13 protein-coding genes are annotated in these 14,545 nt (G+C 60.1%); 1 reads left to right on the plus strand and 12 read right to left on the minus strand.

The features are described 5' to 3' along the window. Nucleotides 1-58: 58 nt before the first annotated feature. The 11 genes from I6L46_RS03960 to hinT form a co-directional block, all read right to left on the minus strand. A complete protein-coding gene (locus I6L46_RS03960; RefSeq protein ID WP_005344622.1) occupies nucleotides 59-1,132 on the minus strand; it encodes a 3-deoxy-7-phosphoheptulonate synthase in 1,074 nt (357 codons plus the stop codon). Between the two features lie 409 nt (nucleotides 1,133-1,541). Then, nucleotides 1,542-2,843, minus strand: a complete 1,302-nt coding sequence (gene glgC / locus I6L46_RS03965) for a glucose-1-phosphate adenylyltransferase (protein ID WP_005334047.1) — start codon at nucleotides 2,841-2,843, stop codon at nucleotides 1,542-1,544. Between the two features lie 288 nt (nucleotides 2,844-3,131). Beyond that, nucleotides 3,132-4,049: a protein translocase subunit SecF gene (gene secF / locus I6L46_RS03970; protein ID WP_216977445.1), complete on the minus strand. Its 918-nt coding sequence runs from the start codon at nucleotides 4,047-4,049 to the stop codon at nucleotides 3,132-3,134. A gap of 150 nt (nucleotides 4,050-4,199) precedes the next feature. Further along, nucleotides 4,200-6,002, minus strand: coding sequence for a protein translocase subunit SecD (gene secD, locus I6L46_RS03975; protein ID WP_216977446.1), 1,803 nt, complete (start codon nucleotides 6,000-6,002; stop codon nucleotides 4,200-4,202). Nucleotides 6,003-6,160: 158 nt separating this feature from the next. Then, nucleotides 6,161-6,595 carry a hypothetical protein gene (locus tag I6L46_RS03980; RefSeq protein ID WP_005334044.1) on the minus strand — a complete coding sequence of 145 codons (435 nt, stop codon included), beginning with the start codon at nucleotides 6,593-6,595 and terminating at the stop codon, nucleotides 6,161-6,163. 96 nt (nucleotides 6,596-6,691) lie between these two features. Beyond that, nucleotides 6,692-7,549 carry a DUF6279 family lipoprotein gene (locus I6L46_RS03985; protein WP_005361577.1) on the minus strand — a complete coding sequence of 286 codons (858 nt, stop codon included), beginning with the start codon at nucleotides 7,547-7,549 and terminating at the stop codon, nucleotides 6,692-6,694. Nucleotides 7,550-7,552: 3 nt separating this feature from the next. Beyond that, nucleotides 7,553-8,398, minus strand: a complete 846-nt coding sequence (locus tag I6L46_RS03990; RefSeq protein ID WP_216977447.1) for a choline/ethanolamine kinase family protein — start codon at nucleotides 8,396-8,398, stop codon at nucleotides 7,553-7,555. Continuing rightward, complete coding sequence (gene lpoB, locus I6L46_RS03995) at nucleotides 8,388-8,984, minus strand: penicillin-binding protein activator LpoB (protein ID WP_005302153.1); 597 nt, start codon at nucleotides 8,982-8,984, stop codon at nucleotides 8,388-8,390. The genes I6L46_RS03990 and lpoB overlap by 11 nt, the downstream gene beginning before the upstream one ends. Continuing rightward, nucleotides 8,984-9,382: a YcfL family protein gene (locus I6L46_RS04000; RefSeq protein WP_021231011.1), complete on the minus strand. Its 399-nt coding sequence runs from the start codon at nucleotides 9,380-9,382 to the stop codon at nucleotides 8,984-8,986. Before I6L46_RS04000 ends, lpoB begins: the two co-directional genes overlap by 1 nt. Nucleotides 9,383-9,465: 83 nt before the next feature. Continuing rightward, a complete protein-coding gene (locus I6L46_RS04005; RefSeq protein ID WP_216977448.1) occupies nucleotides 9,466-10,902 on the minus strand; it encodes a COG3014 family protein in 1,437 nt (478 codons plus the stop codon). After that, complete coding sequence (gene hinT, locus I6L46_RS04010; RefSeq protein WP_181497201.1) at nucleotides 10,902-11,252, minus strand: purine nucleoside phosphoramidase; 351 nt, start codon at nucleotides 11,250-11,252, stop codon at nucleotides 10,902-10,904. The genes I6L46_RS04005 and hinT overlap by 1 nt, the downstream gene beginning before the upstream one ends. A 252-nt stretch (nucleotides 11,253-11,504) precedes the next feature. Here hinT and I6L46_RS04015 point away from each other — a divergent pair, with 252 nt between their 5' ends. After that, nucleotides 11,505-13,517 carry a methyl-accepting chemotaxis protein gene (locus I6L46_RS04015; RefSeq protein ID WP_100646263.1) on the plus strand — a complete coding sequence of 671 codons (2,013 nt, stop codon included), beginning with the start codon at nucleotides 11,505-11,507 and terminating at the stop codon, nucleotides 13,515-13,517. Between the two features lie 73 nt (nucleotides 13,518-13,590). Here the strand turns inward: I6L46_RS04015 and I6L46_RS04020 are convergent, their stop codons facing one another. Then, nucleotides 13,591-14,466, minus strand: coding sequence for a 6-carboxytetrahydropterin synthase (locus tag I6L46_RS04020; protein WP_216977449.1), 876 nt, complete (start codon nucleotides 14,464-14,466; stop codon nucleotides 13,591-13,593). Nucleotides 14,467-14,545: the final 79 nt, after the last annotated feature.

Genomic DNA, 14,545 nt, shown 5'->3' on the forward strand with positions numbered 1-14,545 from the left:
TGATGCCACCAGCGGTGATACCTCGATTGTTCAATAGGTTACGACAAGATACCACGGCTTACCGCGCAGTTCTGCCCTTGAGAGGGTCAGCCAGCTGGTTGTGGCAGCGGGCCAGCAGGGTGGCGGTGGTGTCCCAGTCGATGCAGGCATCTGTGATGGAGACCCCGTAGCGCATCTGCTGCTTGGGCTGCTCGCTGGACTGGTTTCCCTCGAACAGGTTGGATTCGAGCATCACCCCGATGATGGAGCGGTTGCCCTCCTGGATCTGGTGGATGACGTTGTCGGCCACCTTGGGCTGCAAACGGTGATCCTTGCTGGAGTTGCCGTGGCTGCAATCCACCACAAGGCTCGGCAGCAGGCCCGCTTTCTCCAGCGCCTCTTCCGCCAGCGACACGTTGACCGAGTCATAGTTGGGATGTTTGCCGCCGCGCAGGATCACGTGGCCATCCGGGTTGCCCTGGGTCTGCAGCAGCGCAACCTGGCCCTGCTGGTTGATCCCCATAAAGGCGTGAGGGGAGGAGGCCGCCTGCAACGCATTAATGGCAGTCCCCAGGTTGCCGTCGGTGCCGTTCTTGAAGCCGACCGGCATGGAGAGACCGGACGCCATCTCCCTGTGGGTCTGGGATTCGGTGGTACGGGCGCCGATGGCTGACCAGGAGAAGAGCTCAGCCAAGTATTGCGGGCTGATGGGATCGAGCGCTTCGGTGGCCAGCGGCAATTCCAGCTCCGCCAGCCAGCAGAGCAGCTCGCGGGCACGGTGCAGCCCCAGCTCCACATCGAAGGTGCCATCCAGATTGGGGTCGTTGATAAAGCCTTTCCAGCCGACCGTGGTGCGCGGCTTCTCAAAGTAGACTCGCATGACAATGTAGAGAGAGTCCTGATAGGCATCATGCAGCGCTTTGAGTCTGGTTGCGTACTCTTTGGCGGCGTCCATGTCGTGGATGGAACAGGGACCACAGATCACCAGCAAGCGGTGATCGCGGCGGTGGATGATGTCGGCGATGGTATTGCGGGCCCCTTGCACGAATGCCAGCGCCTTGTCGGAGATGGGTAACTTCTCCTTGAGCTGGGCAGGCGTGATCATCACTTGTTCGGACTGGATATGGATGTTGTTCAGGGGGTCTCTTTGCATGATTTCATTCTCTCTACTGTATTAAGCCAAAAGCGGCTGTACCTATATATTTACACTGGTACCTGCTTTGTTACGCAACCGCCATCACCTTACCAAGGAAAAACAAACAATCAAGTGAAACTAGTGGATTTACCGCTAAAAAGTCAGATAAAGGAGCTGCTATATAGCGCGAACAGTAATAATACAGATGGTTTTTCGGAGGGATAATGGTTTTTGTGTAATTTAATGTTTACGATTTGAGGGCGTGAAGGCTGCGTTGCCCAGCTGTTTACCCACAGTAAATGGTATCTCTGGGAGACTGCAACGCGATGGCAATGATGGTGTGAGGTGGCTATCTGGTCAGCCATAGAAAGAGGGAGCCATAAAGGCTCCCTTTGCGGTAGGAAGGGGGATCCCGTCTGGCTGCGGATCAGCGCTTCTGTTTTCCCTGCAGCTCTTTGTTCAGGCGAGTGAGCATCCCCTGGGTGACCAGCACTATACCCTGCTCGGAGCGGTGGAAGCGACGTGCATCTTCATCGGCGTTTTCACCGATCACCGTGCCTTCCGGCAGCTTGCACCCCTTGTCGATCACCACCCGGCGCAGTCGGCAACCGGCACCTATCTCCACACCCGGGAAGATCACGGCCTGATCCAGGGTGCAGAAGGAGTCGACCCGCACATTGGTAAAGAGCACCGAACTCAGGATGAAAGAGCCACTGACGATGGTGCCCCCGGCAAACATGGAGTTGATGGTCATGCCGTGCTGGCCGTTTCGGTCCTGCACGAACTTGGCGGGAGGAGTCATGTTCTGGCTGGTCCAGATGGGCCAGTCCTGATCGTAGATATCCAGCTCCGGCGTGACTGAGGCGAGATCCATGTTGGCTTCCCAGAAGGAGTCCACGGTGCCCACATCGCGCCAGTAGGGGCGGCGATCCGGACAGCAGCCGACACAGGACATGCCAAACGGGTGAGCGAATGCGGTGCCCTCTTTCACCACGCGGGGGATCACGTCCATGCCGAAATCGTGATGGGACTGCTCGTTGGCAATGTCCTCTTCCAGCAACTGATAGAGATACTCTGCATCGAAGATATAGACGCCCATGGAGGCCAGCGCGGTGTCGGCCTTGCCCGGCATGGCGGGCGGGTTGGCAGGCTTTTCGACGAAGGCATTGATCTTGCGATCATCATCCACCGCCATTACCCCGAAGGCGCTTGCTTCACTGCGTGGCACCTCGATGCAGGCAACGGTCACCTTGGCGCCCATATTTACGTGGTCGAGCAGCATGGCGGCGTAATCCATCTTGTAGATGTGATCGCCTGCCAGCACCACCACATATTTGGGGGCGTGATCGCGGATGATATCCAGATTCTGGTAGACCGCGTCGGCGGTACCCCGATACCAGTTCACCTCATCCACCCGCTGCTGGGCAGGGAGCAGATCGATAAACTCGTTCATCTGGTAGCGCAGGAAAGACCAGCCTGACTGGAGATGGCGCAACAGGCTGTGGGATTTGTACTGGGTCACGACACCGACCCGACGGATGCCGGAGTTGATGCAGTTGGAGAGCACGAAATCGATGATGCGGAATTTGCCGCCGAAATGAACGGCAGGTTTTGCACGGTTGTCGGTTAACTGTTTGAGGCGACTACCCCGCCCTCCTGCGAGTACCAAAGCCATGGTCTCGTTCAGCAACTGTCTGGATTTTGCTGTATTGGCAGGTTGTAACAACATCTCATATCCCTTTGTAGATAAATCACTACAATGTTGCCTCCTTTGAGCCCTCAAGAAAGTGCTTTCAGTCACATTTTATGGTTTCTGACGTAATAAAATGACCTTTTTGTTATTAAAAATGACGGGTTGATCCGTCATTGCTTTCAATATGGTCAGTTGTCAATTGAAGCGAGCCGAGCAACAAAAGGGACGGCGAGAGACCGAGAGGAGGGATGAAAAAGCCCCTGCCAATGGTTGGCAGGGGCCCGGTTTGTTGAGACCCGGTAAGCCGGGCCTGGTTAACAAGGTTCAGGCTGCGTTGGCCAGTGGCTCCTCGCTCTTCTTCTGGTAGGCCTGCGGGGTGAGCCCAAGCAGCTCCTGCACGGTCGAGGCGACGGTAATGGAGGAGACGGTGCCCACCAGGATCCCGGCAAACAGGGTGAAGGAGAAGCCGTAGAGGGCGTCACCGCCAAACAGCAGCAGCGCACCCACAGTAAACAGGGTGGTGCCCGAGGTGATCATGGTGCGACTGAAAGTCGCCTTGATGGCCACATCGGAGCATTCGTGGATCCCCATCTGGGTACGCGAGCTCAGAAGATCCCGCAACCTGTCCGAGATGACGATGCTGTCGTTGAGGGAGTAGCCGATCACCGCCATCAAACCGGCGATGATGTTCAGATCGAATTCGATCTGAAAGAGTGACAGCAGCCCCAGCGCCACGATGGCGTCATGGACCACCGAGAGCAGGATGCCGATGGCTTGACGCCACTCGAAGCGAAACGCCAGATAGGCCGACATCGCCAGCGAAGCGACCAGCACGGCCAGCATCCCCTGCTGGAACAGTTCGGCACCCACCTGAGGGCCGACGATGGTGGTGCGCAGCAACTCGACCGGCATCCCCAGCTGTTGGGTCAGCATGGTGGCGAGATCCGCCGCGGGCCAGTGCAGTTCGTGGGGGGGCAGCTTGATCAGCCACTCGCCGGGAATACCGGCCGAGCTCAGCTCAACGGCTCCCGCCAGCGGGGAGACCAGCATGGCATTGAGTTCATGGGCCTCTTTCAGGGTCTGGATATGAAACTCCAGCAGGATCCCGCCGGTAAAATCGAGCCCCAGTGTCAGGCCGTTCACCAGCAAGATGGCGACGCTGGCCACGGTCAGCAGGATGGAAGCCCACAGGCCAATATAACGCCAACGGGTCAGCCCCATGGCAACGATCATTCTCAACATAATTCTCTCCTTGGCCATCCAGCATCAGGCTGTTGGCCCATCACGACGTGTCGCGACACGCCGGGGAATAGTGTTCTGCTTTGGCCGCCCCGGTCATATCCATGGCCGATGGCGCAGCCAAAGCCGCTCATCAGAGGGACAACTGTCCCGTTACACCTTCAGCGTGCGCTCGCTGCTGCGTCCCCAGAGGGGGTTGATGATGGCGCGCGTCCCCCAGATCCCGGTGATCATGCTGGAGAGCAGACCCAGAATGAGGGTGATGGAGAAGCCCTGCAGCGGCCCGGAGCCAATGGAATAGAGCACCACGGCGCAGATGAGCGTAGTGATATTGGCATCGAAAATGGTGTGGAAGGCGGAGCGATAGCCAAAGTCGATGGCGTTGGCCAGTGAGCCCCCTTCTCGCAGACGGTCCCTGATCCGCTCGAAGATCAGCACATGGGTATCCACCGCCATGCCCACCGTCAGCACCAGACCGGCGATCCCCGGCAGGGTCAGCACGGCGCCCGGCAGCACCGCCAGCATGCCGACCTGCATCAACAGGTTGGCGACCAGCGCCGTGATGGCAACCCAGCCGAATTTGCGGTACCAGGCCATCATGAACAGCATCATGCCTGCCATGCCGAAGGCCAGCGCGGTGAAGCCCGCCTCGATATTCTGCATCCCCAGCGTCGGGCCAATACTGCGTTCTTCCAGGATCTTGAGAGGGGCGGTGAGGGCGCCGGCACGCAGCAGCATGGCCAGCTCTTGCGCTTCCGGCAGACTGCCAATGCCGGTGATGCGGAACTGGTTGCCAAGGGCGGTCTGGATGGTGGCGACGTTGATCACCTCGCTCTGGGCGCGCAGTTTGCCCTGAGCGTTGGTCTTGTACTCGGTGAAGACGGTCGCCATCGGCTTGCCCACATGCTGGCGGCTGAACTGGTTCATCTTGCTGCCACCCAGGGTGTCGAGCACGATATTGACCTGGGGTTGACCCATTTCGCCCATGTTGGCGCGGGCATCGACGATGTGCGCGCCGGTCAGCACCGGCTTGCGTGCCATGCCGACGGCCTGACCGTTGCGATCGGCGATATAGAAGTGGCTGTCGGCTTTGGCCTCGTAGAAGGCCAGCGAGGCGGTGGCCCCGATCACCTCTTTCGCCTGCTTGGGGTTGTGCACCCCGGGCAGTTCGATACGGATGCCATCCTGCCCCTGACGCACCACCGAGGCTTCGACGATGCCGAGCTCGTTGATCCGTTTTTTCAGGATCGACAGGTTCTGGGCCACGGCGTTGTTGACCAGCAGGGTACGCTCCGCCTCGCTCAGCACCAGTTTCAGCTCATTGCCGGAGCGGGTCAGCTTCCACTGATCCTGACGGGTACCGGCACTCTCCTTGATGATGGCGAGCCAGCTCTCCTGTTCGGCCACCTCCGGCAGGGTGACGGCTACGGCGCCCTGTGCGCTGCGCGTGACGCTGGCGCCGCGCAGATTGGCTTCACGGAAGCGGGTGCGCAGGGTATCCACCAAATTCTTGGTCTGATTGTCGATGACAAAGTCCACGTCCACCCCGATCAGCAGCTGGGAGCCGCCACGCAGGTCGAGCCCCAGCTTGATGGGGTCGGCGCCGAGGCGAGTGATCCAGGCCGGCGCATTGGAGTGAAACTCCAGGGTCAGGGCGGCACTGTCGACCCCTTGCAGCTCCAGCAACTGCTTGGCGCGCTGCTGTTCGCCCTGGCTGGCAAAGACCAGCTCGACTCGCTCAGGTTGCTCGATCACCTTGACCGGTGTCAGGTGCTTGTCGCTCAGCAGCATCTGTTGCTGAGCCGTCAGGCGCTGCTGTCCGTGCAGGTCGAGGGAGGGCTGCTCACCGAAAAAGGTGGGCAGGGAGTAAAAGGTAAAGGTCAACAGCATCAACAGCAGCAGTGCGTACTGCCACTTGCTCATGCGGTTGAGAACGGTGCGATTGCTCTTTCTCATGGCAAACAAGCCTCTGTCAGGAGAATGGTGCCCGGGCCGATAGCAACAAGGCTCGGCAAGGCGCAAAAAATGGGATGCATCAGATGCGGATCAGGCAGTTGCCGGATCCGTCAGGAAGAGGAGATGAGCAAACAGTGGATGTGCCAGCCCCTCCGGGGTTAGGCGCTCAGATAGCTCTGGGTGAAGCGGTATTGCAGATGTTGGCGCTGTAGATGGCGTCGGTGGATCGCGCCAAAGCGATCGCGAAAACTCTGTTTGTGATAGAGCTCGGGTGCCAGCATTAGCCAGCCGAGCAGCAACAGCAGGATGGCCTGGGCCGACCAGCTCTGGATCAGCTCGTAGACCACACTCTTGGGCTGGTTGTCACTGCGCAGGGATTGTTCGAGACGCAGCAGGTGATTCTGATGGCTGCCGACAAACTTGATGATGCCATCATCGCTGTCGCTAAGCTGATTGAACACCTGAGTCTGCTGCTGTTCACTCTGGGGAGATGCGGGTAGCAGCGGGCCTTCCATTCGGGCGATGGAACAAAGCAGGGTGAGGGCGATAACCAGAGTTACCAGCACCAGTTTTACTTTGTCGATAAGGCGCAAAAAGTTAATTCCCGATAAATAGAAAGGGCAAACTACCATAAGCGCCCGGTTTGAACAAGGTTGCCCCGTGCGCATGGCACCATTCGGTGCTGGCTGTCAGCTGCCGCTCATCTGCTTGAAGTCGCGGGCATAACCCTTGAGCAGGGAGTAGAGATGGGCCCGCTGGGAGATATCCAGCGACTGGCTCATGGCGCTCAGCCAGTTGACGGTACGCTGGCGCGACTGTTCGGTATAGCCGGTAAAGCGGCCATCCATCAGCCCATCCCCCTCGGCCAGCAGGTCAGTCAGCTCGCGGGTAAAGTCGGGACTCTGGCGCTGCTTCATCAGCCTGTCCAGCTCCTGGGTCCAGGACTCCTGAAACTCGAGCCAGGGGGGCATCAGCTCGTATTGCCATTCGGCCCACTGGGCCACCAGTGGTGCCTGTGCCGGTTTCACCTCGCCAATCCAGAACTCGAGCCGCTTGTTCATCTTGTCGCGAAACTCTGCCAGCATCTGCTCTTTGGGCTCAGTGGCAAAGTCCTTTTGCCGCTCCTGTTGCCGCTTGACCCGATCGGTCATAAAGCGGGCCACCTGCTCATCGGTCAGGGTGCGCGCTAGCCTGACCGCGCGGGGGATAGTATTTTCCAGCGTGCGGGTCAGGCTCTGCTGCACCGCATCTAGGTTGGTCGAGATCTGCTCCGGCGTCATGGGGCTGGCCACCGCCTTGGCCAGTGCATCGAGATCCCTGGCGTAGCGCGGCAGCTCGTGCTGGCGGTGCCAGGCCATCAGCCCCTTCACTTCGCGGCTGAGCAGATCCTTCTGCGAATAGGAGAGGGCAAAGTAGTCATCCAGCTGCCAGATGATGGCGGTATCGAGCCAGTAGTAGATCACCCGGGTGGAGCAGCCGGTCAGCAGCAGGCCGATCAGCAGCAGACCCCAGGTTTTCGGCTTGTGCCAGCGCACCTTGTTTATCATCTGTTACTCCAGTCGTTGCCGGTTGATGGCGATCAGGGTGTCATAGTCGAGTGAGGGCTGTTGCTCTGTCATCAGCAGGGCCCAGAGCAGGCCGATATAGTCGACCCAGGGTAAAAATGCCTCGCTCTGAAAATCGGGCCACTGGTGGCGCGGCAGGGCCTGCAGATAGTGCGCTTCCAGCTCGTCGCGCCGCTCGGCGGGCCACTCATGGGTGCGCTGGATGCTGGCGAGCTCAAAGCCGGGGTGACCTGCCGCGCCATACTCCCAGTCGATGACCCAGGGTTTGCTTCCCAACAAGTTAGCCGGATTGAGATCATGGTGGCAAGGGCGCCAGCAATTGTCGGGTTCGCGGCTGGCAAGCAGGCTGCGCTCCAGTGCCGGCAACCAGGTCGGTACCTGAGCCAGCCGGGCGCGATAACCGGCGGCGTGGGCGCGCACCGCCATCACCACAGAGGGAAGGGGGAGGCGATGCAGCTTGCGCAGCGCCTCTGCCAGCAGACGGGGCTGTTTGGCGACGGGAGGCGCAGCCTCTAGCCAGTTTGGCTCGTCGCACCACTCCAGCAGCATCAGGCCGCTGGCGGGGTCCTTGTAGTGACAGGGTAGGGCCAGCCCTTCGGCCATCGCTCCCTGATAGAGCTGCCACTCGGTGGCCCGGTCGATGCCAAGGCGCACCGGGTCCGGGTGGCCTTGGCGCAAAAAGTAACTGCGCCCCGAGGGGAGGCGCAGTCGATAGTTGCAGTTGGTCAGACCTAACCCGAGTGGTTCCAGCTGCCCCTCCCGCCAGGGGGCGGGCAGGCTGGCCAGTAGCGGATCACGGTTGCCTGTCACCGGGAGCTTGTTACCAGCCAAAGGTGGATTTCTTCGCCTGTTTGCGGATCTCTTTCTGATCGGCCCAGAGCAGTTCGCCGTTTTGCAGATCCATCAGGTTCATGGTCATCTGGTAGTAGACATCTTTCACCTTGCCATTGTCCTTGACGATGCTGGCGAGGTTGCCATAGACCATGTAACGGGCACCGGTCTGCTTGCCAAGCCGCACCATGGAGGCAGGATCCACCATGCCGCTGCTCTGCTGGTATTCGAGCTGTTGCTTGACGGCGGCCACCTTGCTCATGTCGACGAAGCGGAACTTGCCGGCCCGCAGCAACTTGGTGCGGATGGTATCGGTGATGGCTTCGGTATCGATGTGCTCGGAGGTCTTGTTGCGGATAGAGTCCATAAACATCACCGGACGACCGCCTGCGGTGATCTCGCTGGTGGCAGGGGAGGCGAGCATGGAGTCCGCCATCTTGTCGGCGATGGCCTGCAGGTCGCTTGAGCCGTAATCGACGGTGACGGTTTCAGTTTCAGTGGGATCGCCATAGCTGACGGTGGTGCTGGAGCAGCCGCCCAAGAGCAACGCGCCGGTCAGGATCAGCAGGGCATGATTCATTTTCATCAGTAGGATTCCTCAATCACTTCGCGTACGTAAATCCGATAACCCTGCGCCGCCGGGCTGGGCGCCAGGGCCGAGAGGGTGCGGGTCTGATAGCCATGCAGCTTGATGGGGGTCCAGCCGCGGCCATCGCTGGCGACCTCCTGACCGGCCTCATCATACCAATAGAAGATATATTGCAGCTTGTTATCGCCGCGCTGGGTACTGGCGGCGGCCACATTGACCTGCAGCAGGCCATTTTGCTGGCGGCGGCTCAGCTCGGTCAGGGTGACGTTGACGTTTTGATGCTGCTCCAGCGTGGGAGCACCGCCCGCCGGGCCATAGAGCGCCACGCCTGAGGTGTTGGTGGCGCAGCCGGTCAGCAGCAGCGCGAGCCCGAGGGCCAACCCGTATGATTTCATCTTGCTCTCCTTGATTGGAGGGATTTGGGCAGCACTGAGGGGCTGCCCGTTAATGGTCTTGCTCATATCTCTTCGCCATCTGCTCAGAGCGGCATCACCCGGGTGGTCAGACCGGCGCCGAGGCGTTGTACCCAGACCAGGGTGGTGCGGCCCTTGTGGATGGTGAGCGGCAATTGCCGCTGCGCTGCCCCCGCGCCCAGGGTGAGATTGATGTCACCTGCCGGCACTATTCCCTGCCAGCTCGATGCCTGAGCTGGCAGCGTCAGCCAGCTGCGGGTATCGGCCCGCTCCGAGAGAGTGTTGAAGATCCCCACCAGAATATTGCCCACATCGCCCCCCTCTTTGGCGGCGGTGCGGCGCATTTGCTCCTTGGCCACCAGTCGCAGCGCCTGGCGGGTCAGCATACCGGGCAGCCGCTCCTGCAGATCTTTGGCGGCCAGCGCTTCCAGCCTGACCAGCTCGCTGGTCTGCCAGGCCCGCTTGCCGACCTCCACCGTCAGCGGGCTGGTGTCGCTGGCCCGATTATCGTAATAGGGGATGGCCACGGTAAAGGTGCGAAAATCGCCGCGGGAGGTGGAGATGGGCAGTGGCAGGAACAGCTCGCGCCGTGCCGGGATCAAACCATCTTCAAACAGCACCACCAGTTGGCCTTGATCTTTTGCAAGCGGCGGTGCTTTGCGGCCTATCTTTTTCTCGGTCTCGCGGATCTCGTCCGGTGAGCCACGCAGCCGCGCCAGACGCAGCAAGGCATCTTGCAGGCTGCGGTTGTCCGGCGCTATCTGGTAGCCGCGCTGATAGTCGACCCAGGCATCGTTGAGATCCCCGGCCGCCTCATAGAGCACGGCGGAAAAATAGAAGGTGTAGGCGTTCTGAAAACCGTTTTTGACCTTGCCGATCAACCGGTCGAGATCCGGTGCGCCGCGCGACATCAGCTGGCGCATCTCCCCTTCTGGTTCGGCCTCTTCGCTCTCATCCTTCGCCTTGCGCACCTCATCGGCTCGCCGTTTCAGGGCCTGCTCCTGCACCTGATTGGCCCGGCGTATTTCCACCAGGGCGCCATCGGCATCACCCCGTTGCAGATAGTTGAGGGCCAGATAGTGATGCAGCATGGTGCGTTCGTAATCGGGAGTACGATAGGCCATCGACTGATCGTTGGTGAGCAGACTGCCCACCTGATCCAGACCGTGGCTCAGCCGGTATTCGGCCTGATTCTCTTCCCACTGAAGGCGGCTGTCGGCGGCGGTGAACGCCTGCTTGCTGCCCGCATCCTGACCTGCCAGCCAGGCAATGCGCCCCTGTTCGAGCCGATCCAGCACAAAGGTGTCATCCCCCAGGGTGGAGTCGCGCACCTCGGGCAGCGCCTCGGCGGCATGGCCCAGCAGCAGCTGGTTGCGCAGGGGCACCATCTGATCGGAGTAGGAGACGAACATATCCTGCCAGCGGGAGGCGCAGCCTCCCAGCAACAGCAGGGCGCCGCAGAGCAACAGGGCGCTGCGGCAGGTTGAGGCGTTGCGATTCATTACAGGCTGAGCAGCGGTCCCAGCGGCTGGCCACCGACCAGATGCATGTGGATGTGGTAGACCTCCTGCCCGCCGTGGCGGTTGCAGTTCATGATGAGGCGGTAGCCATCTTCGGCGATGCCAGCCTCGGTGGCCAGTTTGCGGGCCACGGTGAACATCCGGCCAAGGGCCAGTTCATGTTCGGCTTCCACGTCATTGACGGTGGGGATCAGCACATTGGGGATGATCAGAATATGGGTCTTGGCCTTGGGCTGGATATCCCGGAATGCGGTGACCAGATCGTCTTGATAAAGGATGTCGGCGGGGATCTCTTTACGGATTATTTTGCTGAAAATGGTTTCTTGCGCCATGGCTAACTCCCTTATATGAAACAGAAAATTGAACTAGAACCCCAAGCGGCTCCCGAAAGGGGGGCGAGCAGCACGCCAAGTGTGACACAAGCCGACATTTGACACAGCTGATGTCCCATTCCCTTCAGTTATTGTTAAAAATACCGATAGCCAGAGGGACGTCATCTGCAGCGCCTGTTCAGGGTGGTCTGCAGGGTATCAAAAGGACGGGGTACTCAGGCAAGGGACTTTTGCATATACAGCGGGACAATAATGAAACAAACAATGTCGGATCTCTCCATCTTGCAGCGAGTCTACCTTGGCTTCGCGATCCTGGTGGCCGTGATGGTGGCCAGTTCACTGCTCACATTTCGTAGTCAGGAGACTCTGGGGAACGCACTGGAGCAGGTGACCCAGCAGTCGATGCCGCTGGTGATTGCCAGCAGCCAGACCCAGATCACCCTGCTCAGCGCCAACAAGTGGCTGGGGGATGTGCTCACCGAGCAGGACCCCAAACAGCTGCCGGCCGAAGTGGCCGAACTGAAACAGGCCAAGGCTGCGGTGGGCAAGAGCCTCGACGTCTTGCGCCAGCAGGTGGCCCACCACCCCGAACTGCAAGGGGAGATGAGCAGCCTCAGCCAGCAGGTCGACAGCTACCTGCAACTGACCGATACCCTGCCCGGCGAACACGAGGCGCTGCTCACCCGGCTGCACAAGGTCAATCTGGCCAAGGGGCAGTTTCAGGTCAGTCTGCCCCAGTTCAAGAAGAGTCTGGGTGACATGATGGTCACCATCGACGACAGCTTTATCAAGATGCTCTCCGAGACCCTGACCACCAAGCTCTCCGCCATCGAACTCTCCACCATGGACGCCCTCAATCAGACTATTCCGGCTCCCATCGAAGGGGCGCTCAAGCGCAACAAGATGCAGATCGAGGGGTTCAACAGCACCATCAAGGATCTGCAGGGGGAGCTGAAGAACTTCGAGAACGACATGGGCCACTATGTTCACGGCTTCGTGCGCGACACCACCGCAAGCGAAGGCGTGCTCTCCCAGTATCTGGCGCTGATGAAGCAGCAGGAACAGATGCGGGAGAAGAGCAAGCAGGCGAGCGCCCTGATCGTCGAGATCCAGAACCGGCTTGAGCGGATCACCGGCCAGAGTCAGCAGCTGATGAGTCAGAGCATTCAGCACGCCAAAGCCACACAGAGCCAGAGCACCCTGACACAGGGAACCAGCATCGTCGTCGCCATCCTGATCGCCATGCTGGTGGCTTATACCCTGGGCAAGGCCATTCGCCGTCCGCTCAGGGAGTTGCTGCGGGTGCTGACCGAAGTGACCCAGGGCGACATGACCCAGCGCATCGGTTTTCAGAGCAAGAACGAATTCGGCCAGCTGGGCAGCCAGATCAACCTGCTGATTGCCCAGATGGGGGAGGTGCTGGCACAGCTTTCACAAGCGTCTGCACAGCTTAACGATGCCGCCCACGGCAATCGCCACACCACCGAATCGGTGCGGGCGGATCTGGAAAAACAGCGGCAGGAGACCGCCTCGGTCGCCGCCGCCATGACCCAGATGGAGGCCTCGGTGCGGGAGGTCGCGCAGGCTGCCAACCAGACCCTGGAGCGGGTGCAGGATGTGGAGAAGGCCTCCGAGATGGGACGCAAGGTGATGGCAGGCAATATCACCACCACTCATCAACTGGCGGGCAAACTGCAACAGACCGGCAAGGTGATTGGTGATGTGAGCGCCATGAGCAGCCAGATAGGCAATATCCTCGATGTCATTCGAGGCATCGCCGAGCAGACCAACCTGCTGGCCCTCAACGCCGCCATCGAAGCGGCGCGGGCCGGCGAGCAGGGGCGCGGATTTGCGGTGGTGGCGGATGAGGTACGCAGTCTGGCGGGCCGTACCGCCCAGTCCACCAGCGAGATCCAGACCATGATCGAAAACCTGCAGCAGGGAGTCGCCAAGGCGGTGACCGTGATGCAGGAGTGCTCTCGCGAGATGGACAGCTGCGTGGATCAGAGCTCTCACGCCAACAACGCCATGGAGGAGGTGCAGGGAATTGTGGTGCTGATCAGCGACATGTCGAGTCAGATCGCTTCTGCCGCCGAGCAGCAGCAAGCCACCAGCGCCGATATCGCCACCAACCTCAACCGCATTTCCGATATCTCGGATCTCAACTATCAGGGGATCGAGCGGGTGGCCGAGACCAGCCAGCAGCTGGACTCCCTTGCCGAGCAGCAGGAGAGCCTGGTCAAGCGCTTCCGCCTCAGCGCCTGATGGTCACGCGCTGAAAAAAGAGAAGGCCCCGCAGATGCGGGGCCTTCTCTTTATTGCGGCAGTGACAAGGGGATCAGGCGTAGGCAATCGCGCCCTTGCCGACCCCTTCATAGGCGACAATCTTGACGAACTTGTCGCCCACCATCTTCTTCACTTCGCGGGCGATGTAGCAGGCCAGCAGCTCAACCGTGGTGTCAGTGTCGATCATCTCCACCTCGGCGCTGGGAATGGCCAGCTGGAACAGCCCTTGCGGCGCCACATATTTGAAGCCGCAGTGATGCTCGCCAAGCTGGGCATTGGCGCGGGGGCTCAAAGCGAGCTCGGTCAGCGCCACCTTGTCCTCCTCGGTGCCGAGGTAGATATCGCCCCAGCGTTCGGCCCAGTTAAGCTCAAGCTCCTGGTCGCGCTCGCCATCGACGTGGACCTCGATGGGAGAGCGGTGGCCGTGGGCGATGCGCTGGCAGTTGCCATCGTGCTTTTTCAGGCCGTGGCTGTAGTGGTAGAAGGCACCGGTGATCGCCTCCTGACGCAGGGTTAGGGAGAGATCCTTGATATTGCCCGGCAGCCGTTTGGCCAGTACCGCCAGCAGGTAGCGGGTCACCGACTCTTTATCAACTTGCGGAGCCGGGATAAAGGCAAAGCCTTGGGATGGGCAGCGCAGATGGATGGAGCGACCCGGGCGCAGCAGATCCACTGTGCTTTCGTCACCATCCAGTGTCTCGACGTGGATCAGCGGGCACTCGGTCGGCACCAGCAGCTTGTGGTCCACCTCTTCATCGATGATCGATTTGATCAGCCTCTTTACCCGGCCAAAGTCCAGCAGCATGCTCATTTCGTTGAGCTCACCGCTCATTTCGATATCTACCAGCCAGCTCTCGCCCACCATGCCGCGGCGTTCGCACAGGTAGCTGGAGTCGATCACGGTCAAATCTCTTACAAATAACTTCATCAGTCAGGCCTTGCTACAGAGAAAGGGCAGTTTTGCGCTATTATGACCCGCGATTATCGGCAAAGGAACTGGAACCCCC

Origin of the sequence: Aeromonas sp. FDAARGOS 1416, assembly GCF_019048085.1 — a bacterium.
Lineage (GTDB): Bacteria > Pseudomonadota > Gammaproteobacteria > Enterobacterales > Aeromonadaceae > Aeromonas > Aeromonas veronii.

Bases quoted from the DNA above. Each gene is read 5' to 3' on its own strand.
- I6L46_RS03960 (WP_005344622.1), bottom strand. From the start codon at position 1,132: ATGCAAAGAGACCCCCTGAACAACATCCATATCCAGTCCGAACAAGTG.
- glgC (WP_005334047.1), bottom strand. From the start codon at position 2,843: ATGTTGTTACAACCTGCCAATACAGCAAAATCCAGACAGTTGCTGAAC.
- secF (WP_216977445.1), bottom strand. From the start codon at position 4,049: ATGTTGAGAATGATCGTTGCCATGGGGCTGACCCGTTGGCGTTATATT.
- secD (WP_216977446.1), bottom strand. From the start codon at position 6,002: ATGAGAAAGAGCAATCGCACCGTTCTCAACCGCATGAGCAAGTGGCAG.
- I6L46_RS03985 (WP_005361577.1), bottom strand. From the start codon at position 7,549: ATGATAAACAAGGTGCGCTGGCACAAGCCGAAAACCTGGGGTCTGCTG.
- lpoB (WP_005302153.1), bottom strand. From the start codon at position 8,984: ATGAAAATGAATCATGCCCTGCTGATCCTGACCGGCGCGTTGCTCTTG.
- I6L46_RS04000 (WP_021231011.1), bottom strand. From the start codon at position 9,382: ATGAAATCATACGGGTTGGCCCTCGGGCTCGCGCTGCTGCTGACCGGC.
- I6L46_RS04005 (WP_216977448.1), bottom strand. From the start codon at position 10,902: ATGAATCGCAACGCCTCAACCTGCCGCAGCGCCCTGTTGCTCTGCGGC.
- hinT (WP_181497201.1), bottom strand. From the start codon at position 11,252: ATGGCGCAAGAAACCATTTTCAGCAAAATAATCCGTAAAGAGATCCCC.
- I6L46_RS04015 (WP_100646263.1), top strand. From the start codon at position 11,505: ATGAAACAAACAATGTCGGATCTCTCCATCTTGCAGCGAGTCTACCTT.
- I6L46_RS04020 (WP_216977449.1), bottom strand. From the start codon at position 14,466: ATGAAGTTATTTGTAAGAGATTTGACCGTGATCGACTCCAGCTACCTG.